Annotated in this window: 26 protein-coding genes and 1 riboswitch; of the genes, 15 read left to right on the top strand and 11 right to left on the bottom strand. The window is 72.9% G+C overall.

The features are described 5' to 3' along the window. The first annotated feature begins 9 nt into the window (after nt 1-9). The 5 genes from AC0VY3_RS11185 to AC0VY3_RS11165 all read left to right on the top strand — a co-directional run bounded on the left by AC0VY3_RS11185 (nt 10) and on the right by AC0VY3_RS11165 (nt 4809). The gene (locus tag AC0VY3_RS11185; RefSeq protein ID WP_103511005.1) at nt 10-1017 is read left to right on the top strand and encodes a DEDDh family exonuclease; all 1008 of its coding nucleotides are present in this window, start codon (nt 10-12) and stop codon (nt 1015-1017) included. A gap of 64 nt (nt 1018-1081) precedes the next feature. Further along, complete coding sequence (locus AC0VY3_RS11180; RefSeq protein ID WP_007459448.1) at nt 1082-1315, top strand: hypothetical protein; 234 nt, start codon at nt 1082-1084, stop codon at nt 1313-1315. A 78-nt stretch (nt 1316-1393) separates the two neighbouring features. Continuing rightward, nucleotides 1394-2197, top strand: a complete 804-nt coding sequence (locus tag AC0VY3_RS11175) for an SURF1 family cytochrome oxidase biogenesis protein (RefSeq protein WP_475549527.1) — start codon at nt 1394-1396, stop codon at nt 2195-2197. Nucleotides 2198-2255: 58 nt separating this feature from the next. Next, a complete protein-coding gene (locus AC0VY3_RS11170; RefSeq protein ID WP_103511003.1) occupies nt 2256-4049 on the top strand; it encodes a glycoside hydrolase family 15 protein in 1794 nt (597 codons plus the stop codon). 4 nt (nt 4050-4053) lie between these two features. Beyond that, on the top strand, nt 4054-4809 hold the full coding sequence (locus AC0VY3_RS11165) for an SDR family oxidoreductase (protein WP_103511002.1): 756 nt from the start codon (nt 4054-4056) through the stop codon (nt 4807-4809). Between the two features lie 32 nt (nt 4810-4841). Here the strand turns inward: AC0VY3_RS11165 and amaP are convergent, their stop codons facing one another. From amaP to AC0VY3_RS11140, 5 genes are read right to left on the bottom strand one after another with little or no spacing between them, the layout of a single operon-like run. Next, nucleotides 4842-5420 carry an alkaline shock response membrane anchor protein AmaP gene (gene amaP, locus AC0VY3_RS11160; RefSeq protein ID WP_103511001.1) on the bottom strand — a complete coding sequence of 193 codons (579 nt, stop codon included), beginning with the start codon at nt 5418-5420 and terminating at the stop codon, nt 4842-4844. A gap of 5 nt (nt 5421-5425) precedes the next feature. Further along, entirely contained in the window at nt 5426-6109 is a 684-nt protein-coding gene (locus AC0VY3_RS11155) for a DUF6286 domain-containing protein (protein WP_475549526.1), read from the bottom strand. Continuing rightward, the gene (locus AC0VY3_RS11150; protein ID WP_103510999.1) at nt 6106-6459 is read right to left on the bottom strand and encodes an Asp23/Gls24 family envelope stress response protein; all 354 of its coding nucleotides are present in this window, start codon (nt 6457-6459) and stop codon (nt 6106-6108) included. Before AC0VY3_RS11150 ends, AC0VY3_RS11155 begins: the two co-directional genes overlap by 4 nt. Next, nucleotides 6456-6647: a hypothetical protein gene (locus tag AC0VY3_RS11145; RefSeq protein ID WP_006123598.1), complete on the bottom strand. Its 192-nt coding sequence runs from the start codon at nt 6645-6647 to the stop codon at nt 6456-6458. The genes AC0VY3_RS11150 and AC0VY3_RS11145 overlap by 4 nt, the downstream gene beginning before the upstream one ends. A gap of 43 nt (nt 6648-6690) precedes the next feature. Beyond that, entirely contained in the window at nt 6691-7167 is a 477-nt protein-coding gene (locus tag AC0VY3_RS11140; protein ID WP_103510998.1) for an Asp23/Gls24 family envelope stress response protein, read from the bottom strand. Nucleotides 7168-7260: 93 nt separating this feature from the next. Between AC0VY3_RS11140 and AC0VY3_RS11135 the strand changes: the two genes are divergently transcribed. Then, a complete protein-coding gene (locus AC0VY3_RS11135) occupies nt 7261-7992 on the top strand; it encodes a hypothetical protein (protein WP_475549525.1) in 732 nt (243 codons plus the stop codon). Here AC0VY3_RS11135 and AC0VY3_RS11130 read toward each other — a convergent pair. From AC0VY3_RS11130 to AC0VY3_RS11120, 3 genes are all read right to left on the bottom strand, one after another. Continuing rightward, the gene (locus AC0VY3_RS11130) at nt 7982-8773 is read right to left on the bottom strand and encodes an enoyl-CoA hydratase/isomerase family protein (RefSeq protein WP_103507765.1); all 792 of its coding nucleotides are present in this window, start codon (nt 8771-8773) and stop codon (nt 7982-7984) included. The genes AC0VY3_RS11135 and AC0VY3_RS11130 overlap by 11 nt on opposite strands. 156 nt (nt 8774-8929) lie before the next feature. Then, entirely contained in the window at nt 8930-9151 is a 222-nt protein-coding gene (locus tag AC0VY3_RS11125; protein WP_006123601.1) for a helix-turn-helix domain-containing protein, read from the bottom strand. Nucleotides 9152-9471: 320 nt separating this feature from the next. Then, complete coding sequence (locus AC0VY3_RS11120) at nt 9472-11070, bottom strand: ABC-F family ATP-binding cassette domain-containing protein (protein ID WP_030088642.1); 1599 nt, start codon at nt 11068-11070, stop codon at nt 9472-9474. A gap of 204 nt (nt 11071-11274) precedes the next feature. Between AC0VY3_RS11120 and ypfJ the strand changes: the two genes are divergently transcribed. Together ypfJ and AC0VY3_RS11110 are read left to right on the top strand one after the other, a co-directional pair. After that, a complete protein-coding gene (gene ypfJ, locus AC0VY3_RS11115) occupies nt 11275-12165 on the top strand; it encodes a KPN_02809 family neutral zinc metallopeptidase (RefSeq protein WP_475549524.1) in 891 nt (296 codons plus the stop codon). A 145-nt stretch (nt 12166-12310) separates the two neighbouring features. Next, entirely contained in the window at nt 12311-12721 is a 411-nt protein-coding gene (locus AC0VY3_RS11110) for a VOC family protein (RefSeq protein WP_030088646.1), read from the top strand. A gap of 22 nt (nt 12722-12743) precedes the next feature. On the opposite strand, the gene AC0VY3_RS11105 is transcribed toward AC0VY3_RS11110, so the two are convergent. The 3 genes from AC0VY3_RS11105 to AC0VY3_RS11095 form a co-directional block, all read right to left on the bottom strand. Beyond that, on the bottom strand, nt 12744-14081 hold the full coding sequence (locus AC0VY3_RS11105; protein ID WP_475551660.1) for a hypothetical protein: 1338 nt from the start codon (nt 14079-14081) through the stop codon (nt 12744-12746). 184 nt (nt 14082-14265) lie between these two features. Next, entirely contained in the window at nt 14266-15393 is a 1128-nt protein-coding gene (locus tag AC0VY3_RS11100) for an alpha/beta hydrolase (RefSeq protein WP_475549523.1), read from the bottom strand. Nucleotides 15394-15459: 66 nt separating this feature from the next. Next, nucleotides 15460-16119, bottom strand: coding sequence for a class II aldolase/adducin family protein (locus tag AC0VY3_RS11095; RefSeq protein WP_103507761.1), 660 nt, complete (start codon nt 16117-16119; stop codon nt 15460-15462). Nucleotides 16120-16396: 277 nt separating this feature from the next. Between AC0VY3_RS11095 and AC0VY3_RS11090 the strand changes: the two genes are divergently transcribed. The 7 genes from AC0VY3_RS11090 to AC0VY3_RS11060 all read left to right on the top strand — a co-directional run bounded on the left by AC0VY3_RS11090 (nt 16397) and on the right by AC0VY3_RS11060 (nt 25049). Next, nucleotides 16397-17662 carry an inorganic phosphate transporter gene (locus tag AC0VY3_RS11090; protein WP_103507760.1) on the top strand — a complete coding sequence of 422 codons (1266 nt, stop codon included), beginning with the start codon at nt 16397-16399 and terminating at the stop codon, nt 17660-17662. Between the two features lie 12 nt (nt 17663-17674). Next, the gene (locus AC0VY3_RS11085) at nt 17675-17905 is read left to right on the top strand and encodes a hypothetical protein (protein WP_103507759.1); all 231 of its coding nucleotides are present in this window, start codon (nt 17675-17677) and stop codon (nt 17903-17905) included. 162 nt (nt 17906-18067) lie between these two features. Next, nucleotides 18068-18199, top strand: a riboswitch (cobalamin riboswitch). A 137-nt stretch (nt 18200-18336) separates the two neighbouring features. After that, nucleotides 18337-19332, top strand: coding sequence for a cobalamin biosynthesis protein (locus AC0VY3_RS11080; protein ID WP_475549522.1), 996 nt, complete (start codon nt 18337-18339; stop codon nt 19330-19332). Beyond that, complete coding sequence (locus tag AC0VY3_RS11075; protein WP_103510668.1) at nt 19329-21035, top strand: cobyric acid synthase; 1707 nt, start codon at nt 19329-19331, stop codon at nt 21033-21035. The genes AC0VY3_RS11080 and AC0VY3_RS11075 overlap by 4 nt, the downstream gene beginning before the upstream one ends. Continuing rightward, nucleotides 21032-23080: a putative cobaltochelatase gene (locus AC0VY3_RS11070; RefSeq protein ID WP_475549521.1), complete on the top strand. Its 2049-nt coding sequence runs from the start codon at nt 21032-21034 to the stop codon at nt 23078-23080. Before AC0VY3_RS11075 ends, AC0VY3_RS11070 begins: the two co-directional genes overlap by 4 nt. Further along, nucleotides 23080-23679 carry a cob(I)yrinic acid a,c-diamide adenosyltransferase gene (gene cobO, locus AC0VY3_RS11065; protein ID WP_032756693.1) on the top strand — a complete coding sequence of 200 codons (600 nt, stop codon included), beginning with the start codon at nt 23080-23082 and terminating at the stop codon, nt 23677-23679. Before AC0VY3_RS11070 ends, cobO begins: the two co-directional genes overlap by 1 nt. Then, a complete protein-coding gene (locus tag AC0VY3_RS11060; protein WP_475549520.1) occupies nt 23673-25049 on the top strand; it encodes a cobyrinate a,c-diamide synthase in 1377 nt (458 codons plus the stop codon). The genes cobO and AC0VY3_RS11060 overlap by 7 nt, the downstream gene beginning before the upstream one ends. Nucleotides 25050-25075: the final 26 nt, after the last annotated feature.

The raw sequence follows: 25075 nt of genomic DNA, 5'->3' as shown, positions 1-25075 counted from the left end.
GTATTCTCTGTGACCATGCTCGACGACCGCCAGACAGCCGCAGCGTGGCCGACCGCCTACCCGCAGGGGTACGCGGTCGTCGACGTGGAGACCACCGGCCTCGCCCGCGACGACCGGATAATCTCCGCCGCCGTCTACCGGCTGGACGCCCTGGGCAATGTCGAGGACCACTGGTACACGCTGGTCAACCCGGAGCGGGACCCCGGTCCCGTCTGGATCCACGGGCTGACGAGCGAGGTACTCGAAGGCGCGCCGCTCTTCCCGGAGGTGGCCGCCGAGCTGTCGGAGCGTCTCTCGGACCGGGTGCTCGTCGCGCACAACGCGGCGTTCGACTGGTCGATGATCGCCCGGGAGTACGCACGGGCCTCGGTGATCGCCCCGGTCGAGCACCGCCTGTGCACCATCGCGCTGGCCAAGGAGCTTCGGCTGCCGCTGCCCAACCACAAGCTGGCCACGCTCGCCGCGCACTTCGGGGTCGTACAGCAGCAGGCCCACCACGCCCTGGACGATGCCCGGGTGCTGGCCGAGGCGTTCCGGCCGAGTCTGCACGCGGCGGCCCGGGGCGGGGTGCGGCTGCCGTTGCTGGAGTGCCGTCCGCTGACCGAGTGGTCCGACTCCCCCGTCGCCCCGCGCGTCGGGTATCAGCCCTCGCGGCAGAACAGCTGGCGGCCTTCGCGCAAGCGGCCTGCCTGCCCGTATCCCAACCCGGGGCGGTACGAGAAGGAGAAGCCGCTCCAGCAGGGGATGCGGGTGGCCTTCTCCGGGGACACCTCGATCGACCGGGAGCTGTTGGAGGACCGGGCGGTGGAGGCCGGTCTGCATGTGGCGACCAGCGTGTCCCGGCTGACCAGTCTGCTGGTGACCAACGACCCGGACGCGGCCACCTCCAAGACGCAGAAGGCCAAGTCGTTCGGCACGCCGATCCTGGAGGAGAGCGCCTTCACCCATCTGCTGCGCGATGTGGCCCCCGCCGACGGGGCCGCCCTGCCGCAGCAGGCGCCGCCGTCATCGGAGTGAACCGGGCACGACTCGCCCGGCGGCCGCTCGCCCCGTGGCCGCCGGGCGTCCCACCCTGTGGCGCATGGCACGTTGCGAGGTTTGCGGAAACGACTACGGCATGTCCTTCGAGGTGCACGCACAAGGTGCGGTGCACGTCTTCGACTGCTTCTCCTGCGCCATCCACCGCATGGCGCCGATCTGCGAGCACTGCCGGGTCCAGGTGATCGGGCAGGGCGTCGAGGTCGACGGGCACTGGTACTGCGGCGCCCACTGCGCCCGCGCCGAGGGGAAGGCGGGCATCGTGGACAAAGTGTGAGGAAAAGCCTCATTGCCGGATCGCTCCGGCAGCACCCCTGAGTGCCGCACCCCATGACCCCGGTTGTACGGTCATGGGGTGTACCGCTTCCTGTTGACCCGGCAGTGGGTGATCCTCACCCTGCTCGGCCTCGTCCTGATCCCGACGATGATCGAGCTGGGTTTCTGGCAGTTCCACCGGCACGAACACCGGGTCGAGCAGAACGGGCTGATCTCGCGGAACCTCGCCGCGCAGCCGGTCCCGGTCACCGAACTCACCTCACCCGGCCACACCGTCCCGCGCTCGGACTACTGGCGGACGGTCACCGCGACGGGCACGTTCGACACCGAGCACGAGGTGGTCGTCCGCCGCCGGACCTCGGACGACGACCGCATCGGCGTCCATGTCCTGACCCCGCTGGACCTCAAGGACGGCGGCACCGTCCTGGTCAACCGGGGCTGGGTGCCGGCCGCGCCGAACCAGACCGCCTTCCCCGACGTGCCGCCCGCGCCCCGCGGCGAGGTGACCGTCACCGGCCGCCTCAAGGCGGACGAGACGACCGGCAGCAGCGGCATCAAGGACCTGGCGGGACTGCCGGACCGGCAGGTGATGCTGATCAACAGCGACCAGCAGTCGCAGCTGCTGTCCCGGACGGTCCTCGGCGGCTACATCGAGCAGACCGAGCCCGCCCCTTCCGGTGATCTGCCCGAGCAGATCGCCCGCCCCGACGACAGCTCGATCGGCCCGCACATGGCCTACGCCGTCCAGTGGTGGCTGTTCGTCGCCGCGGTCCCGGTCGGCTGGATCATTCTCGTACGCCGTGAGAAGCGCGACCGCGAGCAGGCCGCGGCCGAGAACACGACGGCCGAGGCCTCCGAGCAGCCGGAGCCGGCGAGCGCCTGAGGCCGGCGGCACACCATCGGGCTGGTTGACATCGGCCCGGTTCGGGAAAACGCCAGGCGTGACCCCACGCATCGAGGACTACGCCCTGATCGGCGATCTCCAGACCGCCGCGCTCGTCGGCAGGAACGGTTCGGTGGACTGGCTCTGCCTGCCCCGCTTCGATTCCGGCGCCTGTTTCGCCGCCCTGCTCGGCACCGAGGAGAACGGCCACTGGCGCATCGCGCCCCAGGGCGCCGGCGCATCGGACACCTGCACCCGACGCGGCTATGTGCGGGACTCCCTGGTTCTGGAGACGTACTGGGAGACGCGGACCGGCACGGTGAAGGTCATCGACTTCATGCCGCAGCGCGACAGGTCGCCGGACCTGATGCGGATCGTCGAGGGCGTCAGCGGCAGCGTCGACATGAGTTCGGTGCTGCGGCTGCGCTTCGACTTCGGTTCGGTGGTGCCCTGGGTGCGGCGTTCGCACGGTCACCGGGTGGCGGTCGCGGGCCCCGACTCCGCATGGCTGCGCAGCGAGCCGCCGGTCAAGACGTGGGGCCAGCAGTTCAGCACCTGCTCCTCGTTCACCGTGGCCGAGGGCGACAGTGTGGCGTTCGTGCTGACCTGGCACCCCTCGCACTCTCCGCGCCCGAAGCTGATCGACCCGCACAAGGCGCTGAAGCACACGCTGCACGACTGGGCGAAGTGGACCGCGCGGTGCACGTACGAGGGGCCCTACCGAGACGCGGTGCTGCGCTCGCTGATCACCCTGAAGGCGCTGACGTACGCCCCGACGGGCGGCATCGTGGCGGCCCCGACCACCTCACTCCCGGAGGAGATCGGCGGCGTACGGAACTGGGACTACCGCTTCTGCTGGCTGCGGGACGCCACGCTGACGCTCGGGGCGATGGTCTCGGCCGGCTATCTGGAGGAGGCGGCGGCCTGGCGGGACTGGCTGCTGCGGGCCGTCGCCGGTGACCCGGCCGACCTGCAGATCATGTACGGGCTGGCGGGCGAGCGCCGGCTGCCCGAGGCGGAGCTGCCCTGGCTCACCGGGTACGAGCACTCCCGGCCGGTGCGCACCGGCAACGCGGCCGTCCGGCAGCGGCAGCTCGATGTGTACGGCGAGGTCATCGACGCGCTCCGGCTCGCCCGTGTCGCCGGTCTCGACGACAAGCCGCACGCCTGGAACCTCCAGCTCAGCCTGCTCGGCTTCCTGGAGTCGACCTGGCGGGAGCCGGACGAGGGGCTGTGGGAGATCCGCGGCGCCCGGCGGCACTTCGTGCACTCCAAGGTGATGGCCTGGGTCGCGGCCGACCGGGCGGTCCGCTCGCTGGAGGAGAACCCGGAGCTGCCCGGCGACGCGGACCGCTGGCGGGCGATGCGGGACGCGGTGCACGCCGAGGTCTGCGAGAAGGGGTACGACCCCGAGCGGAACACCTTCACCCAGTCCTACGGGTCACGGGAACTGGACGCCTCGACGCTGCTCATCGTGCGGACCGGGTTCCTGCCACCCGACGATCCCCGGACGATCGGCACGGTCGAAGCGGTCCGCGACGAGCTGGGCAGCGACGGTCTGGTCCGCCGCTACAGCACCGACGGCGGTTCGGTGGACGGACTGCCGGGCGACGAGGGTGCGTTCCTCGCCTGCTCGTTCTGGCTGGTCGACGCGTTGCGGCGGATCGGCAGGCCGGACGAGGCGCGGGACCTGTTCGAACGGCTGCTGGAACTCCGCAGCGACCTGGGGCTGCTGGCCGAGGAGTACGACGTCGCGGCGGGGCGGCAGCTGGGCAACTACCCCCAGGCGTTCAGCCATATCGGACTGGTGAACTCCGCTGTCGACCTGGCCGGGGAGGAACCGGCAGGATAGGGCCATGGATCTTGGACTGAAGGACCGCGTCTACATCGTCACCGGAGCGACCCGGGGCCTCGGCAACGCCACGGCCCGCGCCCTGGCCGCCGACGGCGCGAAAGTGATCATCAGCGGCCGGGACGAGAAGGCCGTGACGGAGGCCGCCGCCGAACTGGGCCCGGACGCGCTCGGGGTCGCCGCGGACAACGCCGACCCGGGCGCCGCCCAGCGTCTGGTGGACACCGCGCGGGAACGCTTCGGGCGGCTCGACGGCATTCTCATCAGCGTCGGCGGGCCGCCTCCGGGCTTCGTCGCGGACAACACGGACGACCAGTGGCAGACGGCGTTCGAGTCGGTGTTCCTCGGAGCGGTACGGCTCGCCCGGACGACGGCGGCCGCGCTCGGCGAGGGCGGGGTGATCGGCTTCGTGCTCTCCGGGTCGGTGCACGAGCCGATCGCGGGGCTGACCATCTCCAACGGGCTGCGTCCCGGTCTCGCCGGTTTCGCCAAGTCGCTGGCCGACGAGCTGGGCCCGCGCGGTATCCGGGTGGTGGGCGTGCTGCCCGCCCGGATCGACACCGACCGGGTCCGTGAGCTGGACGCCCTGTCCGGCGACGCGGAGGCCGCCCGCACCGCCAACGAGGCGCGGATCCCGCTGCGTCGCTACGGGACGCCCGAGGAGTTCGGCAGGACCGCGGCCTTCCTGCTCTCCCCCGCCGCTTCCTATCTGACAGGGATCATGGTCCCGGTCGACGGCGGGTTCCGGAGCGGCTTCTGACCTCGCGCTCCTGAGCGTACGCCCACGGGCCGTCAGGACACCCGCTCCGCGCGGTGCTTGACGGCCTTGAGGCGTACCTCGGCGGGAAGCGTCTCCAGACCGGCCGATTCCCTGGCATGCGCCAGCGCCCCGTCGCCGACCGCGGTCAGCGTTCCGAGCGGCGCGGCGTGCGGCTCCATCAGCAGCCGGAGCCGGGCCCGGGGCGCGGTGCGGCGGCCGGTCAGCATCGCCTGGGCGCGGGCCACTCCGTCCAGTTCGCCCGCCTCTGCGGCGAGCACGCCCTCCAGGGCGCGGCCCCGCAGCTGTGCCCCTTCGCCGTCGCCGCTGTCGACCAGCACTTCGGCGAGCCGGCCGCGGCGGAGCTGGGCGAGGAACCACCACAGGGCGAGGACCACCAGGACGGCGAGAACCGCGATCACGGTCGGCCACCACCAGCCGTCGTCGCGCCAGCGGTGCCGGTCGGCCACGCTGAGCAGCACATCGTTTCTGCCGTCCCAGGGCCACCAGGACGGCACCGACGCGCCGAGGCCGGTGGCGAACGCGGCTCCGCCGACGACGACCAGCACCAGTCCGGCCAGGGCCAGCAGGACCCGGTTGACGGTGGAGCGCATGCGGCTCATCCCTTCTTCGCCGGTCGGTGCACCTGGACGGAGAGGGCGGGCGGTTTCGCCAGGCCCAGCTCCCGGACGGCCTTCTCCAGTACGTCGTCCAGGTCGGTGCGTACGTCGTCGAGTTCCCGGAAGTGCGAGAGTGCGCGCACCTTCGCCCTGCGCCGTCCCATGCGGACGCGCACGGACTGCACGCCGGACACCTCCACGGCCCTGTCCCGCAGGACCAGTGCGGCGGCGGTGCGGTCGAGCCCGGCCCGGATGTCGGCGCGGTCACGGCGCATCGGCAGCAGGTCGCGCAGTCCGGGGGTGAGGGCCAGCAGGATCAGCCAGAGGCCGATCAACGCCGCGGCGGCCGCACCGATCAGCACCGCGACATCGTCCAGCTGCCGTTCGGCCAGGCCGTCGGCGAGGGAGCGACGCCACTGCATGGCCGGATGGTCGGCCCGTACGGCGGCGATGTCGTAGAGCAGCAGTCCGGCGGCGCCCAGGAGCACCAGGGCCAGCAGGGCGGCCGGAACCCGGCGCGCGGACCAGAAGCGGCCGGCCCGCCCGTCGCCCTGTTCCAGGGTGGGGACCGGTGCGCGGGTGTCGGCCGACGCGTCGAGGACCGGGGTCGGCGTCTCGCTGTCGCCCGGTGCCACGGTGGGCATCCGCCGGGTGGAGCCGGTCGGTTCACCGGGTTCGGTCATCGGATCCTCCCCTGTGCGGCGGCGCTCGTTGCGGAGGGGTGCAGCCGTTCGACCTGTACGGCCACCTCGGGCACCTCCATGCCGGCGAGCGCCTTGACGCGCCGGGCGACCCGGCTGCGTACGGCGCCGCACTGGCGGCCGATGTCACAGGGGTAGCCGAGTTCCAGGACGACCCGGACCCGGGCGGCGTCGCGGTGCACGGTGACCGTGGCTCGCGGCGACGCCCCGTCCTCGGGCGGATCGGCGACCGCTTCCTTCGCCGCCTGGGCGGCGATCTTGGCGACTACGCGGTCGGCGATCCGGGTCTCGCCCCGTTCCGCGGCGGCGACCCGGCCGGTCACCGCCGTCACCGTCGCCGGTCGCCGCGCTCGCGACTCCGGAAGAAGTCGCCGGGCTCCAGGTCACCGTCCAGGAAGCGGCCGGCGATGAAGCCGATCGCGCCCAGGGCGGCCACCAGTACGAAGGCTCCGAACCCGCCGAAGTATCCGGCGAACCCGAGTGCCATGCCGGCCAACAGACCGGCGACAGCCATGCTCATCGTGATGTCTCCTCAACTGCCGTGCGACAGAAACGCGGAAGGGTTACTGGAGACGCTGACTGTCGTTGTCCTCGTCATCGTCGTCCTCGTCGGGCAGCTTGACGTCGCTGACCGCGATGTTGACCTCGACGACCTCGAGGCCGGTCATGCGCTCCACCGCCGCGACGACGTTCTCGCGGACGTCACGGGCCACGTCGGAGATCGACACGCCGTAGTCGACGACGATCTCCAGGTCGAGGGCCGTCTGGGACTCGCCGACCTCGGCCTTGACCCCCCGGGTGACGGACTTGCCGCCGCCCGGGACCCGGTCACGGACGGCGCCGAACGTCCGCGACAGGCCGCTGCCCATCGCGTGGACGCCGACCACGTCGCGGGCCGCCATTCCGGCGATCTTCTCGACGACGCCGTCGGCGATGGTGGTGCGGCCCCGGGTGCCCGGGTCGCCGCCGCCGCGCTTGCTGAGCGGAGTCTTGCCGCCCGAACCGCTGTCGGGGTTGTTGCGCTGGGAGGTGTCAGTCATCGCTGCTCATCCCTTCGGGGCAGGGTTGGACTTCCTTGCCCACGTTAAGTGCGCTTTCCCCATCCCGCGCCGTGGATGCGGCAGGCTGGGGCGATGACAACGGCGCAGGGCCCCCAGAGGGCCGATGGATGGACCGCCGCGGTACGGCAGCGGCTCGGTCTGGGCAGGCTGCTGCCGCTGGGCGGCCCGGCGGACGGCGCGTGGATCGCGGAGACGGCGGCCGCCTCGGTGCTGCGCGGGGCGGCGGCCCGCCCCGGGACGGTGCTGGGGAAGCTGCGGATCGGCCCGACGGAGGAGGCGGTCGCCGGGAGCGGCCAGGATGGTGCGCCGGCGCCGGGCGACCCGGCGCCGCCACCGACTCCGCCGAGCGGGCTGCCGCCGGTGCCGCTGCGGATCCAGGCGGAGTTCTCGGCCACCCCGGACCGGCCGCTGCCGGACACCGCGGCGGCGCTGCGTGCGGCGCTCCTCACGGCCGCCGCCGCCCGGCTGGGGCTGGAGATCGCCGAGGTGGATCTGACGGTGACGGCATTGCTGGAGGACGGTGCACCCGATCAGGTGACGGAGCCGGGGACGGCGGCGGCCCGGGTCGCGGAGCCGGAGGGCCCGGTGGCGACGGCGGCCGCCGGGGCGCCGGGCGTCGTCTCGCTGACCCGGGCCCTGGGCAGCCCCGTGCACACCGACCGGGACCATGTGCGGGTCGAGGTGGCGACGGCCGGTGACCACCGGGCGCTCGATGTCGCCCGGTCGGTACGCACGGCGGTGGCGGCGGCCACGGAGGCGCGGCTGCCGGTGTCGGTGCTGGTCACGGATGTGGTCAGTCGGTGATGCCCGCCAGATCGCGGAGCCGGCGGCCCTGGGCCGCCCGCTCGGCGACGCGCTGCTCCTCGTAGGTACGCGAGAGCGCGCCGCCGAGGAGTGCCTTGGTCTCGACGACGGCGTCGCGGGGTGCTGCCACCAGGGCGGCGGCGAGGTCGCGGGCCGCCGCGTCGAGCTGGTCGGCGGGGACCACGAGGTTGGCGAGGCCGGTGCGCTCTGCCTCCTCGGCGTGCACGAAGCGGCCGGTGGCGCAGATTTCGAGCGCGCGGGCATACCCCACGAGGTGCACCAGGGGGTGGGTGCCCGTGAGGTCGGGAACGAGGCCGAGGCTGGTCTCGCGCATGGCGAACTGCACGTCCTCGGCGACGATCCGCAGATCGCAGGCGAGGGCGAGCTGGAAGCCCGCGCCGATGGCGTGGCCCTGGACCGTCGCGATCGACACGAGGTCGTTGCGGCGCCACCAGGTGAACGCCTCCTGGTACTCGGCGATGGTCGCGTCGAGCTCGGCCTCCGGGCCGCGCGCCATGTCGAGGAACGACGGCTCGCCGTCGAAGCCCTCGGGCGTGAAGGCCTGCCGGTCGAGGCCCGCGGAGAAGGACTTGCCCTCGCCGCGGAGCACCACGACCCGAACCGTGCCGGGCAGCGCCCGTCCGGCCTCGGTCAACGCCCGCCACAGAGCGGGAGACTGAGCGTTGCGCTTGGCCGGGTTGGTGAGCGTCACCGTGGCGACGGCATCGTCGACGGTGAGCCGTACGCCGTCCTTGTCGAGCACAGTGTCGAGCGAGGTCATGGGACGCCTCCGGATCGGGTGCAGTCAGCACTCAAGAACTAAGTGACTGAACAGTAACCACCCGGACGACCTTGCGGTCAGCCGGGTGGCCACCCCTAATTCCGTTGGGCCCGAATGACACCGAATGACGTCGAGGACTCCGAAACCGCGGAGGCCTCAGGCCGAAGCGGCCTTCTTGCCTCGTGTCGCGCCGCCGCGTCCCCGCAGCGTCACTCCGGACTCACTGAGCATCCGGTGGACGAATCCGTAGGAGCGGCCGGTTTCCTCGGCCAGCGCCCGGATGCTCGCACCGGAGTCGTACTTCTTCTTCAGGTCTGCCGCGAGCTTGTCACGCGCGGCGCCGGTTACCCGGCTGCCCTTCTTCAGAGTCTCGGCCACCCGTGCCTCCTCATGGGAAGTGCGCTCTGGACTCTCATGATCACCCCTCCCGCGCTTCCTGGCCACCCATTCGGCAAGGTCGGTGCGAGCGGTTTCCCGGACGAGAAGCGCGTCGACACGAGCGGAATCCCTGATTCCAGCGGGCGCACACAGGCGTACGGCCCTCACCGGCCCGAGAACGGGCAGGTCAGGGCCGTACGAGGAGAGAACGCCGGAAAAGGGGCGCGCGGCGGGTGAGCGCGGGGCGCACCACCGGAGTACGAGACGCCCTCACGCAGATGATGGATCACGCGTAGGCCGAATGATCTATTCCCGGTGGATCAGGCGAGGGCGACGAGGTCGCGGTAGTCCGCTCCCCAGAGGTCCTCGACACCGTCCGGAAGCAGGATGATCCGCTCCGGCTGGAGCGCCTCGACGGCGCCCTCGTCGTGGGTGACGAGGACGACGGCGCCCTTGTAGGTGCGCAGCGCGCCGAGGATCTCCTCGCGGCTGGCGGGGTCGAGGTTGTTCGTCGGCTCGTCGAGCAGGAGCACGTTGGCGGAGGAGACGACCAGGGTCGCCAGCGCGAGCCGGGTCTTCTCGCCGCCGGAGAGCACCCCGGCCGGCTTGTCGACGTCGTCGCCGGAGAAGAGGAAGGAGCCGAGCGTCTTGCGGACCGCGACGAGGTCGAGGTCGGGGGCGGCGGAGCGCATGTTCTCCAGGACCGTGCGCTCCGGGTCGAGGGTCTCGTGCTCCTGGGCGTAGTACCCGAGCTTGAGACCGTGCCCCTCGATGACCTGGCCGGTGTCGGGCTTCTCGGCGCCGCCGAGCAGGCGCAGCAGCGTGGTCTTGCCGGCGCCGTTGAGGCCGAGGATGACGACGCGGGAGCCCTTATCGATGGCGAGGTCGACGTCGGTGAAGATCTCCAGCGAGCCGTACGACTTGGACAGGCCCTCCGCCATCAGCGGAGTCTTGCCGCAGGGCGAGGGGTCGGGGAAGCGCAGCTTGGCGACCTTGTCCGAGACCCGTACGGCCTCCAGGCCCGAGAGCAGCCGGTCGGCGCGCTTGGCCATGTTCTGGGCGGCGACGGTCTTGGTGGCCTTGGCGCGCATCTTGTCGGCCTGCGCGTTGAGGGTCGCGGCCTTCTTCTCGGCGTTCTGGCGCTCGCGCTTGCGGCGCTTCTCGTCGGCCTCGCGCTGCTGCTGGTAGAGCTTCCAGCCCATGTTGTAGATGTCGATCTGGGAGCGGTTGGCGTCGAGGTAGAAGACCTTGTTGACGACCGTCTCGACCAGTTCGACGTCGTGGGAGATCACGACGAAGCCGCCGCGGTAGGACTTGAGGTAGTCGCGCAGCCAGACGATGGAGTCGGCGTCGAGGTGGTTGGTCGGCTCGTCCAGGAGCAGCGTGTCGGCGTCCGAGAAGAGGATGCGGGCCAGCTCGACGCGGCGGCGCTGACCGCCGGAGAGCGTGTGCAGGGGCTGGCCGAGCACCCGGTCGGGCAGGCTGAGCGCGGCGGCGATGGTGGCGGCCTCGGCCTCGGCGGCGTATCCGCCCTTGGTGAGGAACTCCGTCTCCAGGCGCTCGTACTTCTTCATCGCCTTCTCGCGGGTGGCGCCCTGTCCGTTCGCCATCCGGTCCTCGTTCTCGCGCATCTTGCGCAGGATCGTGTCGAGGCCGCGGGCGGAGAGGATGCGGTCGCGGGCGAGGATGTCGAGGTCGCCGGTGCGCGGGTCCTGCGGGAGGTAGCCCACCTCGCCGGAGGTGGTGATGGTGCCGCCCGCAGGGGTGCCTTCGCCCGCGAGGCACTTGGTGAGGGTGGTCTTGCCCGCTCCGTTGCGGCCGACGAGGCCGATGCGGTCGCCCTTGGCGATGCGGAAGGAAGCGGATTCGATGAGGATGCGGGCGCCGGCGCGCAGCTCGATGCCGGAAGCGGTGATCACGGGAAAAACTCCAGGGCAGTATGGACGGCGGAGGGACGAGGGCGGAGGTCTCTCGACGCCGCTAATGCACAAGGAGGAAGGCCATACGGCCCATTCTACCGGCGGAGCGCAACTCCTTTTCCGCGCGCCCGGTGGGACGAACCATCCGATACTCGGCGCAGGGCGTCACCCCGTCGCCCGCCCGAGCCCGAGGGTGGTGCGACCGTGCAGTTCGACGACGACGCCGATCTGGACACGTCCGAGGTCCAGGATGTCCGCGGCAGCCGGATCCCTGGCGGGAAGGCCACCGTGGGCGGCGGCATCGCCGGGGTGATCGCTCTGATCCTGGGCCTGCTCCTCGGCGTCGGACCCGATCAGCTCGGGCTGACCTCCGACGGCGCGGACCCGGCGGCGACCTCGTCGTCGGCCGGGCAGGTGCAGGAGAGCTGCCTGAAGGGGCAGGACGCGAACAGCCGGGAGGACTGCCGGACGGTGGCGGTGGTCAACAGCGTGCAGGACTTCTGGCGTCAGGAGTTCGAACGGCGCGACGCCTCCTACGCGGGCGCGCGAACGGTCCTGTTCAGCCGGCGGGTGGGCACCGCCTGCGGGGCCGCCACCTCGGCGGTCGGGCCGTTCTACTGCCCCGGTGACCGCAAGGTCTATCTGGACCTCGGGTTCTTCGACGACCTGCGGACGAAGTTCGGCTCCAGCGGCGGGCCGTTCGCCCAGGCGTACGTCGTGGCGCACGAGTACGGCCACCATGTGCAGAACCAGACGGGGACGCTGGGCCGGTCGCAGGACGGGCGGCAGGGCGAGAACAGCAACGCGGTGAGGGTGGAGCTGCAGGCCGACTGCTACGCCGGGGTCTGGGCGCACCACGCGACGACGACGCCGGACGAGTCGACCGGCCGACCACTGATCACGGAGCTGACCAGGGCGGACATCAGGGACGGCCTGGACGCGGCGGCGGCGGTCGGCGACGACCGGATCCAGGAGCGGTACCAGGGCCGGGTCACGCCGGAGTCGTGGACGCACGGTTCGGCAGCGCAGCGGCAGCAGTGGTTCTCCACCGGGTTCCGTACGGGCGACATGGCCCGGTGCGACACCTTCACCTGAGCCGGCCGCCCACCCCGACCTGCGGTGAGGCCTTCCGACAGGGCGTTGTCAGTGGCGGATGGAAGACTGAGACGCAGATCACACCGGAGTCGTCGGAGTGGTCCCGACGGCAGCCGCGGACACGGCATCAGGAGAGGTGAGTGCGATGGCAGGCGCGGGGAGCGGCGTTCCCACGATCTATCCGACGATTCTGTACGACGACGCGAAGGCGGCGATCAGAACGCTGACGCAGGGCCTCGGTTTCACCGAGGAGGCGGTCTACGAGGGCGAGAACGGCAGTGTGCTCCATGCCGAGCTGTCCTTGGGCAACGGCAGGGTGATGCTCGGTTCGAAGGGGCGCGAGGGCGTGTTCGCACGGGCGATGGCGGGCGCGGGCCCGGCGGGGGTGTACGTGGTGGTGGACGAGGTGGACGCGCACTGCGCCCGGGCCAAGGAGTTCGGCGTGGAGATCCTCATGGAGCCGACCGATCAGGACTACGGCTCGCGGGACTACATGGCGCGGGACGCCGAGGGCAATGTGTGGAGCTTCGGGACGTACGCCCCGGGGTCCGGCTGAGCGGACCCCGGCGGCGGACGGTTCAGGCTCCTCCGGTGTGCACCTGGAAGGCGGCCCGGCGGACCGCTTTGGCCAGGGCCGGGTCCGGGTGGGCGGCGGCCAGGGCGACCAGGACCTGGACGGTGCGCGGGTGGCCGACGGCCCTGACCTCGTCGAGCAGGGCCGGGACGGTGCCCTGGACGGCGGAGTCGAGGTGGCGCACCAGCAGCGCGGTCTCGCCGTGGTCGGCGACGGCGGCCGCGGTGTCGACCCAGAGCCAGGTGGACTCCTCGCGGCTGAGGACGTCCTGGGCGTCGTCGGGGTCGTTGCCCTCGTACTCGGCGAGCCAGAGCAGCGCGTAGGGCCGCAGCGAGGGTTCGGCGAGCACGGCGCGGACCTCGGGTTCGGCGGGGGCGCCGACGACCCTCAGCGCTTCGAAGGCCAGTCCGCGCAGCAGCGCGTCCTCGCCCCGGGCGACGGCCAGCAGTTCGGCGACGGCGCTGCCGACCGTGCGGGCGGCGAGCCAGGCGCGGTATTCGTCGCGGGCCGGCCCGGGGGTGAGCCGGGCGCAGCCGAGGAGCATGTCGGCGGCGGACTGCTCGATGTTGCCGGCCGGGCTCTGGGCGGCGACGCAGATCTGTTCCAGCTTGACCCAGACCGCCCAGTTGCCGAGCGGGGTGAGGGTGGCCTGCCCTCTGCCGAGGGTCAGCGCCCCGACGGCGGCGAGGCCCTCCAGGGCCCAGTCGAGCAGCAGGGCGTTGAGGTCGGCGCTGCGGGCGGGTCCGGCCGCGCTCAGAGCACTCGCGGCCGTCTCCGGGGCGGCGGGCGCGGTTCTGCCGGGGCCGAGGGGCACTTCGCAGCGCTCCTCCTGGAGTTCGGCGACGCGCTGGCCGAGGAGGTCCAGCAGGGCGGGGACGGTGACGGGGCCCGCGGAGAGCTGGAGGAGCGAGAGCACCTGGGGCACGGCCTCGACGGCTTCGGCGACCGGGCCCGCCTCGATGCCCTCGGGCGCGGCGTGGACGAGCGACCAGGCGTCGAAGAGCGCCACCCAGCCGCGCAGCACGGCGGAGTCGTCCCGGTCCCAGGCGCGCAGCCGCCAGCCGGGGCGGGCGGTGTCACCGTGCAGCTCGATGAGTCCGGCCAGCCGGGCCCGGTCCCAACCCGCGCGGACCTGCGCCGGGGAGAGCTCCAGAGCGGTGGCCGCCCGTTCGAGGGCGTGGGCCGCGAGCGGGGCGGCGGTGCCCGGCCCCGGGGTGTCGGCGGCCCAGTGGGCGATGCGTACGGCGTCGGCGAGCACGGCCCTGGCCTGGCGTGCCAGTTCCGTGCGGGGCGGGGTGCCCTCGGGGGGCCGGGGAGCCGGCCTGGTGCGCCGGGTGGTCACGGCCTTGCGGGCGGTGGCAAGGGGTCGCGGGCGGACAAGTCGCAGCCTGGAGTCGCGCGGAGTACGGGACGTCACGGGAGCAGTCTTGCCCCTGACGGCCCGAAAGCCCAAACGGAAGGCGTTTCACCGGTACGTGAAAGGTTCCCCCGGCGCGATGGCAAGGGGGAGAGTTCACCCCATCGGCTCACATCAGGGGCGTGAGGAAGCGCCGCAGGGTCTCTTCGTAGCGGGCCGGGTCGGCGTTCCACATCGACGCATGCGGAGCCTGCGCCACGGCGTGCAGGCTGACCAGATCCGGGCTGCGGGCGGCGAGCTCCCGGGAGGGCCCCCAGGGGGCGATGGTGTCGTCGGGGCCGTGCAGGATCAGGGTCGGGGTGCGCAGCGAGGCCACCGCCGAGGTCTCCAGCACCGGGGCGGCGCTCATCCCGGTCCGGCCCTGGGCGGCGCGGACGGCGAGCGGCAGCAGGGCGGCCGGGACGCCGCGGGCCGCGGCCAGGGCGCGCAGGGTGACCGGCCAGTCGAGGACCGGCGAGTCGAGGACGAGGCCGCTGATCCGGTCGCGGAGCGGTGACTCGACGGCGGCGTACAGGGCCATGGTGGCGCCGGTGGACCAGCCGTGGACGATGACGTTCCGCGCTCCGTGGCGCAGGGCGTGGCGGATGGCGGCGTCGAGGTCGCGCCATTCGGAGGCGCCGAAGTGGCCGAGGCCGTCGGCGGGGCGCGGGGCTCCGGGGTCGCCCCGGTAGGCGAAGTCGAGGATCGGGAAGCGCTGTGCGTGCAGGAAGCCCATGAGGTTCATGGGATGGGTCCGGGTGGCGCCGAGACCGTGCACGGTGATGATCCAGGTGTCGCGTGCGCCGGGGACGTACCAGGCGGGCAGGATGCCCAGCTCGCCGGGGATCTCGGCCTCCTGGTGGTCCAGGCCGAGGTCGCTGCCCGGGTCGCCGCCGTACAGCGCGGGGGTGAGGCGGACCTTCGCGCCGGGTTCGAGGAGCCCCTGGCCGACGCTCTCCAGTCTCCGCACGACCGTGTCGGCGGCCTGGGAGGCCCCGTCGACGACGGGTCCGACGACCGCGTGGACGCCGGGTCCGGCGAGGCCCCAGGTGCCGGGCCGGAGCGCCGAGAAGGAGCGGGTCAGGGTGACCTGCCCGGCCGCCGTGGCGTGCACGGTGAGCCTGCGGTCGGCGGGGAGGGGACGTCCGGGCGTCGCCTTGAGGGCGACGCCACTGGCGTACCGGCCGGCCGCGACCGCTGCCGCACCGACGCCGATGATCGAGGTGACGGCCGTTGCCGTCGCGGTTACCGGGCGCACCGCTTCAGTGTCGTGGCGCGGGTGACGAACTGCCAGCGGACAGGGGCCGTCCGGGCGGGGCGCGGGTCAGCCGGGCTGGCCGTATCCCTTGAGCGCCTCGGTCACCTCGGCCAGCTGGGCCGTGTCGAGCAGGGCCGGGGTGCGGCCGGGCACGGAGCTCGCGGTGAGCCAGAGGCGGCACAGCCACTCCAGTTGGGCGGTGCGTTCGTAGGCCTGGTCGAGGGTGTCGCCGTAGGTGACGGTGCCGTGGTTGGCGAGCAGACAGCCGGTGCGGTCCCGGAGGGCTTCGAGCATGGCGTCGGCCAGTTCGGGGGTGCCGTAGCGGGCGTAGGCGGCGGCGCGGACCGGGCCGCCGAGGATGGCGGCCGCGTAGTGGATCAGCGGCACCTCGGTGACGAGGGTGGAGACGGCGGTGGCGTGCACGGCGTGGGTGTGGACCACGGCGGCGGCGTCGGTGGAGCGGTAGACCGCCAGGTGGAGAGGGAGTTCGCTGGTCGGCCCGAGCTCCCCGAGGACCTGCCGGCCGTCCAGGTCGACGCCGACCGCGTCGTGGGGTCCGAGCCGGTCGTAGGGCACCCCGCTGGGCGTCACCAGGACCAGATCGCCGACCCGGGCGGACACATTGCCCGAGGTACCCACGACCAGGCCGTCCGCCGCGCTGCGGCGGGCCGTCGCGACGACGTCCCGCCAGGTCTCTGCCACGGATTCCGGGTGCTGCTCGCTCATGGGGCGATCGTAGGCGCGAAGGCGCGCAACCGGAACGTCACGCGGGCAGTGACGGGGATCTCTTCCGGGCGCCGAACAGCCGGTCAAAATGTTCGCCAACGGGCGGCAAAGGGCAGTCCACGCCGCACCCCACAGGCATCCCGCAACCTCTCCCGCACACAAGCGGAAGCGACCCACTCCGTTTGGGGTCACCGCAAAGCCCTGTCCAGTTCATCTTCCGTTCACTCAGGTTGCCTACGGTCCACGAGCCACTGACGTCGAACGATTGCCTGGGTAAATGGAACACATCACGCTGCTGCTTGCGATTGTGGTCGTAACAGCTCTCGTGTTCGATTTCACGAACGGTTTCCACGACACCGCCAACGCGATGGCCACCACCATCTCGACCGGCGCACTGAAGCCCAAGACAGCGGTGGCGATGTCCGCCGTTCTCAACCTGATCGGCGCGTTCCTGTCGGTGGAGGTCGCGAAGACGATCTCCGGCGGGATTGTCAACGAGGACGGCCTCAGAACCGAGGTCATCTTCGCGGCGCTCGTCGGCGCCATCCTGTGGAATCTCCTGACCTGGCTGGTCGGCCTGCCCTCCAGCTCCTCCCACGCCCTGTTCGGCGGTCTGATCGGCGCCGCGGTCATGTCGGCCGGCTGGTCCTCGATCAACGGCGGCACCGTGGTCACCAAGGTGCTGCTCCCGGCGATCGCCGCCCCGCTGGTGGCCGGCCTCGCCGCGATGCTGGCCACGCGGCTGACGTACCGGATCAACCGGAACGTCACCGACCCGAACCAGCTGAAGTCGACGGCCAAGGGCTACCGGGCCGGACAGATCGCCTCCGCCGGTCTCGTCTCGCTCGCCCACGGCACCAACGACGCCCAGAAGACGATGGGCATCATCACCCTGGCCCTGGTCACCGGCGGCGTCCTCGCCCCCGGCTCCAACCCGCCGATGTGGGTCATCGTCTCCGCCGGTGTGGCCATCGCGCTCGGCACCTACCTCGGCGGCTGGCGCATCATCCGCACCATGGGCAGCGGCCTGACGGATCTCAAGCCGCCGCAGGGCTTCGCCGCCCAGACCAGTGCGGCGACCGTCATCCTGGCCTCCTCGCACCTCGGCTTCTCGCTCTCCACCACCCAGTCCTGCTCGGGTGCCGTGATGGGCGCGGGCCTCGGCCGCAAGGGGGGCGTGGTCCGCTGGTCCACCGCCACCCGGATGTTCGTCGCCTGGGGTCTGACCCTGCCGGCCGCGGGTCTGGTCGGCGCGGGCGCCGAGTTCCTGACCAAGCAGGGCACCTGGGGCATCACCGTCACCGCGATCCTGCTCGTCGGCGGCTCCTTCGCGATCTGGCTGGCCTCGCGCCGCCAGCCGGTCGACCACACCAACGTCAACGACGCGGCCGTCGGCGAGGACGAGCCGCAGGGCGTCGTCACCACCGCCATCGCCGCGGTCCAGCCGCCGCCCGTCGGCGGCCCGGCCTCCGACCTCATGACCACCATCCCGGCTCCGGCCACGGCGCCCGACGACCCGGCCCGGCCGCCGGCCACGGTGTAAGGACAGATCCGCATGAAAATCGACTGGGCAGCTCTCGCCTCCGTCTTCGGTGTCAGCCTCGTGGTCACCGTCGCGCTGGTCGGCCTCTTCACCCTGGGCATCGTCGCCCTCTCCAAGCAGTCCGCCACGGCCGGAAGCAGCGTTTCCGGCGGATCGGTGGCGCTGGCGCGCACCGGCGCGTACGCCTGCTTCGGGCTGTGCGTGGCGGCGGTCTCGTACGGGATCTATCTGATCGTCGCCTGACCCCGTTCCACCGCACTTCCTCGGGCCGGACACACCTCGTGTGTCCGGCCCGATGTGCGTCCGTGTGTGCGTCCGCCCACAGGGGAGCCCCGCAGGTCAACAGCGAGTTGACGGCTGTTCTCGGGGCGTGGTGGACTGCCGGAGCCATTTACGGCGACAGCAGAGGAAGCCGGTGCGAATCCGGCGCGGTCCCGCCACTGTCACCGGGGAGCACTCCCCCACACCGGACGTCACGGCTCGCGGTACGCGGGCTGGAAGGCCGGGGGAACTGCGGATCCGGAAGCCAGGAGACTCTCGTCGCCGGTCACGTCGAACCAGGGCGCGGACCCTGAGTGAGGACCTACGCCATGCCCGGCCGCCGTGTGCCGCATCCTGTGCCCCCCAGTGACGGCCCCGGTGCCGGAACGCCTCTGCTCACGGCGGCCTGAGCCGTGCGTGCCGACCGCGTCTTCGCGTACGGCGCCACGGCCGGACTGATCGCCGACGCCCTGCTCGGCGACCCCCGGCGCGGCCACCCCGTCGCCGGATTCGGCCGCGCCGCCGCGCGGGTGGAGTCCCTGCTGTGGCGTGACGACCGGGGCCGGGGCGCGCTGCACACCCTGGTGTGCGCCGGAGGCGCCGTGGGGGTAGCCGCGCTGGCCGCACGCGCCGTGCGGGACCGGCCCGCGCTCGCCGTCGCGCTGACCGCCGCCACCGCCTGGTCCGTCGTCGGCGGTACGTCGCTGGGCCGGGAGGCCCGCGCCGTCGGCGGCGCGCTGGCCGCCGGGGACCTGGAGGTGGCCCGGGAGCGGCTGCCGCATCTGTGCGGGCGCGATCCGCACTCCCTGGACGGTCCGGGCATCGCCCGCGCGGTCGTCGAGTCGGTCGCCGAGAACACCTCGGACGCGGTCGTCGGCGCGCTGGTGTGGGGGGCGATCGGCGGGGTGCCCGGGCTCGTCGGGTTCCGGGCCGTGAACACGCTGGACGCGATGGTCGGCCACAAGTCGCCCCGCCACCGCCGCTACGGCTGGGCCTCGGCCCGCCTGGACGACCTCGCGGGGTGGCCGGGCGCCCGTCTGACGGCCGCGCTGGCCGTCGCGGCGGGCGGACGGCCCTCGGAGGCCGTACGCGCCTGGAAGGCGGACGCGGGCCGGCACCCGAGCCCGAACGCCGGTCCGGTCGAGGCCGCGTTCGCGGGGGCGCTCGGCGTACGGCTGGGCGGGACGCTGGCGTACGCGGGGCGCGTCGAGCACCGGCCGGTGCTCAACGGGGCGGCCGGGCGGGAGGTGCGGGGCGCGGACATCGAACGCGCGGTGCGGCTCTCGCGCCGGGTGGGCGCGCTGGCCCTCGGGGTGTGCGTGGCGGGCCGGCTGGTCGCGGGGCGCGTGGCCGCCGGCCGTGCGGTCGCCGGACGGTCGTCGACAGGACAGAAGCGGGGACGGGCATGAGCGGCGGACTGCTGGTCGCGGGAACCACATCGGACGCGGGCAAGAGCGTCGTCACGGCGGGCATCTGCCGGTGGCTGGTGCGCCGGGGCGTGAAGGTCGCGCCGTTCAAGGCGCAGAACATGTCCCTGAACTCCTTCGTGACCCGCCAGGGCGCGGAGATCGGGCGGGCCCAGGCGATGCAGGCGCAGGCCGCCCGGGTGGAGCCGACGGCCCTGATGAACCCCGTGCTGCTGAAGCCCGGCAGCGATCGGTCCAGCCAGGTGGTCCTGATGGGGAAGCCGGTCGGCGAGATGAGCGCCCGGGGGTACCACGGAGGCCGTCAGGAGGCGCTGCTCGGCACGGTCACGGACTGTCTGGAGCAGCTGCGGGCGAGCCATGACGCGGTGATCTGCGAAGGGGCCGGGTCGCCTGCCGAGATCAATCTGCGGCGGACCGACATCGTGAACATGGGCATCGCGCGGGCCGCGCGGTTCCCTGTGCTGGTGGTCGGGGACATCGACCGGGGCGGGGTCTTCGCCTCGTTCTTCGGCACGACGGCGCTGCTGAGCGCCGAGGACCAGGCGCTGGTCGCGGGCTACCTCGTGAACAAGTTCCGGGGCGACGTCTCACTGCTGGAGCCGGGGCTGGACATGCTCCACGGTCTGACCGGGCGGCGGACGTACGGAGTGCTGCCGTACGCCCACGGGCTCGGCATCGACGAGGAGGACGGCCTGCGGGTGTCCCTGCGCGGCGCGGTCCGCGAGTCGGTGGTGGCGCCGCCCCATGGGGAGGACGTGCTGCGGGTGGCGGTCTGCGCGGTGCCGTTGATGTCCAACTTCACGGACGTGGACGCGCTGGCCGCCGAACCGGGCGTCGTCGTCCGCTTCGTGGACCGGGCCGATGAGCTGGCCGACGCGGACCTGGTGATCGTGCCCGGGACGCGCGGCACGGTGAAGGCGCTGGCCTGGCTGCGCGAGCGGGGGCTCGCGGACGCGTTGGTACGGCGGGCGGCGGAGGGCCGGCCGGTGCTCGGCGTCTGCGGCGGGTTCCAGGTGCTCGGTGAGCGGATCGAGGACGAGGTGGAGTCGCGGGCGGGGGTCGTGGACGGGCTGGGGCTGCTGCCGGTGCGGATCCGCTTCGACCGGGCCAAGACGCTGGCGCGGCCGGTCGGTTCGGCGCTGGGCGAGCCGGTGGAGGGGTACGAGATCCACCACGGGGTGGCCGATGTACGGGGCGGGGAACCGTTCCTGGACGGGTGCCGGGTGGGGGCGGTGTGGGGGACGCACTGGCACGGGTCGCTGGAGAGCGATGCGTTCCGGCGGCGGTTCCTGGTGGAGGTGGCCCGGGCCGCAGGGCGGCGGTTCGTTCCCGCGCCGGACACGAGTTTCGGGGTGCTGCGGGAGGAGCAGCTGGATCGGCTGGGGGATCTGGTGGAGGAGCACGCGGATACGGATGCGTTGTGGCGGTTGATCGAAGGCGGGGCGCCGCCGGGGTTGCCCTTTGTGCCGCCGGGGGCGCCGTCGTCGGGTGCGGGGGCTCCGCAGAGCCGGGGCGCTGCCCCGGACCCCGCTCCTCGATCGCCGGAGGGGCTGGAAACGGCTCACCCGGAGGCGCTGGGAGAAGCCCGCGGGAACAAGGGGCTTGATGGTGCCCGGTCCGCGGAGTCAACGCCCCGCGGGCTCGGGGAAGCAGCTGTTGTTCATGTCGACCAGGAGGCCTTGTGAGTACGCCGTATCCCTTCACCGCGATCGTCGGGCAGGACGACCTGCGGCTCGGGCTGTTGCTGAACGCGGTCAGTCCGGCTGTCGGCGGGGTGCTCGTGCGGGGGGAGAAGGGGACCGCCAAGTCCACCGCCGTGCGTGCGCTGGCCGCCCTCATGCCCGAGGTCGCCATCGTGCCCGGGTGCCGGTTCTCCTGTGATCCGGCCTCGCCCGATCCGGCGTGTCCCGACGGTCCGCACGCGGAGGCGGCCGGTGTGTCGCGGGCCGCGCGGACCGTGGAACTGCCCGTCGGCGCGTCCGAGGACCGGCTCGTGGGGGCGCTGGACATCGAGCGGGCGCTCTCGGAGGGCGTGAAGGCGTTCGAGCCGGGGCTGCTGGCCGACGCGCATCGCGGGATCCTGTACGTCGACGAGGTCAACCTGCTCCACGACCACCTGGTGGACCTGCTGCTGGACGCGGCGGCCATGGGTGCCTCGTACGTGGAGCGCGAGGGCGTCTCCGTACGACATGCGGCGCGGTTCCTGCTGGTCGGGACGATGAACCCGGAAGAGGGCGAGCTGCGGCCACAGTTGCTGGACCGGTTCGGGCTGACCGTCGAGGTGGCCGCTTCCCGGGACACCGACGAGCGGGTCGAGGTCGTGCGGCGCCGGCTCGCGTACGACGACGATCCCGAGGGCTTCGCGGCGCGCTGGGCCGAGGAGGAGAGCGCCCTGCGGCAGCGGATCGCCGATGCGCGCGCCCTGCTGCCCCGCGTCGTGCTCGGCGACGGCGTGTTGCGGCAGATCGCCGCCACCTGCGCCGCGTTCGAGGTGGACGGCATGCGGGCCGACATCGTGATGGCCCGTACCGCCACCGCGCTCGCCGCCTGGGCGGGGCGCGAGGAGGTCACCGCCGACGACGTGCGCCAGGCCGCGCTCCTCGCACTCCCCCACCGGCGTCGCCGCAACCCCTTCGACGCGCCGGGCCTGGACGAGGACAAGCTCGACCAGACCCTGGACGAGGCCGGCCCGCAGGACGACAACAACGACGATGACCAGCCCGACCCCGATCCCGACGGTGGCGGGAACGATGACGGCGGTGGCGGCGGGGGTGTGCCGCCGCAGGCCGACGGCGACCGTACGCCGCCGCAGGGCCAGGGCGGCGAGGACGGCGACACGCCGTCGCAGGCTCCCGAAGGCACCCCCGACGCGCCCGGCCGGTCCACCGGGGCCGAGCAGCAGCCGGTGGCGTCCGCCGAGCCGTTCCGGACGAAGATGCTCAGCGTGCCGGGGCTTGGCGAGGGCGCTGCCGGGCGGCGCTCCCGGGCCCGTACCGAGCACGGGCGTACGACCGGCGCGCGCCGCCCGCAGGGGTCGCTGACCAAGCTTCACCTGGCCGCGACCGTGCAGGCGGCCGCCCCGCACCAGCATGCGCGCGGGCGTGCCGGGCGGGGGCTCGTGGTGCGCCGGGACGATCTGCGGCAGGCGACCCGGGAGGGGCGTGAGGGCAACCTCGTGCTGTTCGTCGTGGACGCCTCCGGGTCGATGGCGGCCCGGCAGCGGATGAGCGCGGTCAAGGGGGCCGTGCTGTCGCTGCTGCTGGACGCCTACCAGCGGCGGGACAAGGTCGGTCTGGTCACCTTCCGGGGCAAGGAGGCGGAGGTGGCGCTGCCGCCGACCTCGTCGGTGGACGCGGCCGCCGCACGGCTGGAGTCGCTGCCGACGGGCGGGCGCACCCCGCTCGCCGCCGGGCTGCTCAAGGCCCACGACGTCCTGCGGGTGGAGCGGCTGCGCGATCCGTCGCGGCGGCCCCTGATCGTCGTCGTCACGGACGGGCGGGCGACCGGCGGGCCCGAGCCGGTGGCGCTCGCGGGGCGGGCGGCACGGCTGCACCGGTCCGAAGGGACGGCCTCGGTCGTCGTGGACTGCGAGTCGGGGTACGTACGCCTCGGTCTCGCCGGGGAGTTGGCCCGGGATCTGGGAGGCACCGCCGTCACGCTCGACGAGCTGCGGGCCGACTCGATCGCCGGACTCGTCAAGGACGTCACCGCAGCCGGGAGGGCCGCTTGATGCCGCAGGGACAGCCGACATCGGTGCCGGACGACGGGCTCACCACCCGGCAGCGGCGCAACCGCCCGCTCCTGTTCGTCCACACGGGCATCGGGAAGGGCAAGTCGACCGCCGCCTTCGGGCTCGCGCTGCGGGCCTGGAACCAGGGCTGGCCGATCGGGGTGTTCCAGTTCGTGAAGTCGGCGAAGTGGAAGGTCGGCGAGGAGAACGCGCTGAAGGTGCTGGGCGCGAGCGGAGAGGGCGGCACCGTCGACTGGCACAAGATGGGCGAGGGCTGGTCCTGGGTCCAGCGCGACGGTCAGCTCGACAACGAGGAGAAGGCCCGTGAGGGCTGGGAGCAGGTCAAGCGCGACCTGGCGGCCGAGACGTACAAGCTGTACGTGCTCGACGAGTTCGCCTATCCGATGCACTGGGGCTGGATCGACACCGACGAGGTCGTCGAGGTGATGCGGAACCGGCCCGGCACCCAGCATGTGGTGATCACCGGCCGCAACGCGCCCGACCAGCTGATCGAGGCCGCCGACCTGGTGACCGACATGTCGAAGGTCAAGCACCCGATGGACGCGGGGCAGAAGGGCCAGAGGGGCATCGAGTGGTGACTGTGCCCCGTCTGGTCATCGCCGCTCCGGCCTCCAACAGCGGCAAGACCACCGTCGCCACCGGTCTGATGGCCGCCTTCGCCGCGCGCGGGCTGGCCGTCTCGCCGCACAAGGTGGGCCCGGACTACATCGATCCGGGCTACCACTCGCTGGCGACGGGCCGCCCGGGCCGCAATCTCGACGCGTACATGTGCGGGCCGGAGCTGATCGCCCCGCTCTTCGCGCACGGTTCGGCGGGGTGCGATCTCGCCGTGGTCGAGGGCGTGATGGGGCTGTACGACGGTGCCTCGGGGCAAGGGGAGCTGGCGTCGACCGCGCAGGTGGCGAAGCTGCTCAAGGCGCCCGTGGTGCTGGTGGTGGACGCCTCGTCGCAGTCCCGGTCGGTGGCGGCCCTGGTGCACGGGTTCGCCTCCTGGGACCCGGAGGTGCGGATCGGCGGCGTGATCCTGAACAAGGTGGCCTCCGACCGGCACGAGGCGCTGCTGCGGGACGCGTTGGACGAGTCGGGCCTGCCGGTGCTGGGCGTGATCCGGCGGGCCCCGCAGGTCGCGACGCCCTCGCGTCACCTGGGTCTGGTGCCGGTGGCCGAGCGGCAGGGCGATGCGGTGGACGCCGTACGGGCCATGGGTGAGCGGGTCCGCGCCGGGTGTGACCTGGACGCGCTGATGGCGCTGGCCAGGACGGCTCCCGCGCTGGCGGACGAGCCGTGGGCGCCCGCGTACGTCCCGGCAGCCTCAGCCTCCTCCGCAGCCGCCGCTCATGGTCCCCGGCCCGTTGTCGCCGTGGCGGGCGGGGCGGCGTTCACCTTCGCGTACGCGGAGCACGCCGAGCTGCTGACGGCGGCCGGTGCGGAGGTCGTGACCTTCGACCCGCTGCGGGACGAGAAGCTGCCGGCGGGTACGGCGGGGCTCGTCATCGGCGGCGGGTTCCCGGAGATGTACGCCCCCGAGCTGTCGGCGAACGAGCCGTTGCGGCGGGCGGTCACGGAGCTGGCCCTGAGCGGCGCGCCGGTGGCGGCCGAGTGCGCGGGGCTGCTGTATCTGGCGCGGGAGCTGGACGGGAAGCCGATGTGCGGGGTGCTGGACGCCGAGGCGCGGATGTCCGAGCGGCTCACGCTCGGGTACCGGCAGGCGGTCGCGGTCTCGGACAGTGCGCTGGCGGTGGCGGGGACCCGGATGCGCGGTCACGAGTTCCACCGCACGGTGCTGGAGCCGGGGGCGGGGGCCACCCCGGCCTGGGGCATGCACCAGCCGGAGCGGCGGGTCGAGGGGTACGTCCGGCGGGGCGTGCACGCCAGCTATCTGCACACCCACTGGGCGGCCGCCCCCGAGGTGGCCCGGCGGTTCGTCGAGCACTGCCGGGCGCGGTGAGCGACCCGCGCGTTCGCCTCGGCGGC

It is taken from the genome of Streptomyces sp. iso_384 (assembly GCF_056172905.1).
Note: the sequence above shows the minus strand (reverse complement) of the source record. Positions and strands in the feature narration are given on the sequence as shown.

Excerpts from the sequence above, each read along its gene's own strand:
- AC0VY3_RS11165 (WP_103511002.1), top strand. The coding sequence starts at position 4,054 with ATGGATCTTGGACTGAAGGACCGCGTCTACATCGTCACCGGAGCGACC.
- cobO (WP_032756693.1), top strand. The coding sequence starts at position 23,080 with ATGCCGCAGGGACAGCCGACATCGGTGCCGGACGACGGGCTCACCACC.
- AC0VY3_RS11075 (WP_103510668.1), top strand. The coding sequence starts at position 19,329 with ATGAGCGGCGGACTGCTGGTCGCGGGAACCACATCGGACGCGGGCAAG.
- AC0VY3_RS11085 (WP_103507759.1), top strand. The coding sequence starts at position 17,675 with ATGAAAATCGACTGGGCAGCTCTCGCCTCCGTCTTCGGTGTCAGCCTC.
- AC0VY3_RS11110 (WP_030088646.1), top strand. The coding sequence starts at position 12,311 with ATGGCAGGCGCGGGGAGCGGCGTTCCCACGATCTATCCGACGATTCTG.
- AC0VY3_RS11180 (WP_007459448.1), top strand. The coding sequence starts at position 1,082 with ATGGCACGTTGCGAGGTTTGCGGAAACGACTACGGCATGTCCTTCGAG.
- AC0VY3_RS11140 (WP_103510998.1), bottom strand. The coding sequence starts at position 7,167 with ATGACTGACACCTCCCAGCGCAACAACCCCGACAGCGGTTCGGGCGGC.
- AC0VY3_RS11145 (WP_006123598.1), bottom strand. The coding sequence starts at position 6,647 with ATGAGCATGGCTGTCGCCGGTCTGTTGGCCGGCATGGCACTCGGGTTC.
- AC0VY3_RS11130 (WP_103507765.1), bottom strand. The coding sequence starts at position 8,773 with ATGACCTCGCTCGACACTGTGCTCGACAAGGACGGCGTACGGCTCACC.
- AC0VY3_RS11135 (WP_475549525.1), top strand. The coding sequence starts at position 7,261 with ATGACAACGGCGCAGGGCCCCCAGAGGGCCGATGGATGGACCGCCGCG.
- AC0VY3_RS11095 (WP_103507761.1), bottom strand. The coding sequence starts at position 16,119 with ATGAGCGAGCAGCACCCGGAATCCGTGGCAGAGACCTGGCGGGACGTC.
- AC0VY3_RS11090 (WP_103507760.1), top strand. The coding sequence starts at position 16,397 with ATGGAACACATCACGCTGCTGCTTGCGATTGTGGTCGTAACAGCTCTC.
- AC0VY3_RS11155 (WP_475549526.1), bottom strand. The coding sequence starts at position 6,109 with ATGACCGAACCCGGTGAACCGACCGGCTCCACCCGGCGGATGCCCACC.
- amaP (WP_103511001.1), bottom strand. The coding sequence starts at position 5,420 with ATGCGCTCCACCGTCAACCGGGTCCTGCTGGCCCTGGCCGGACTGGTG.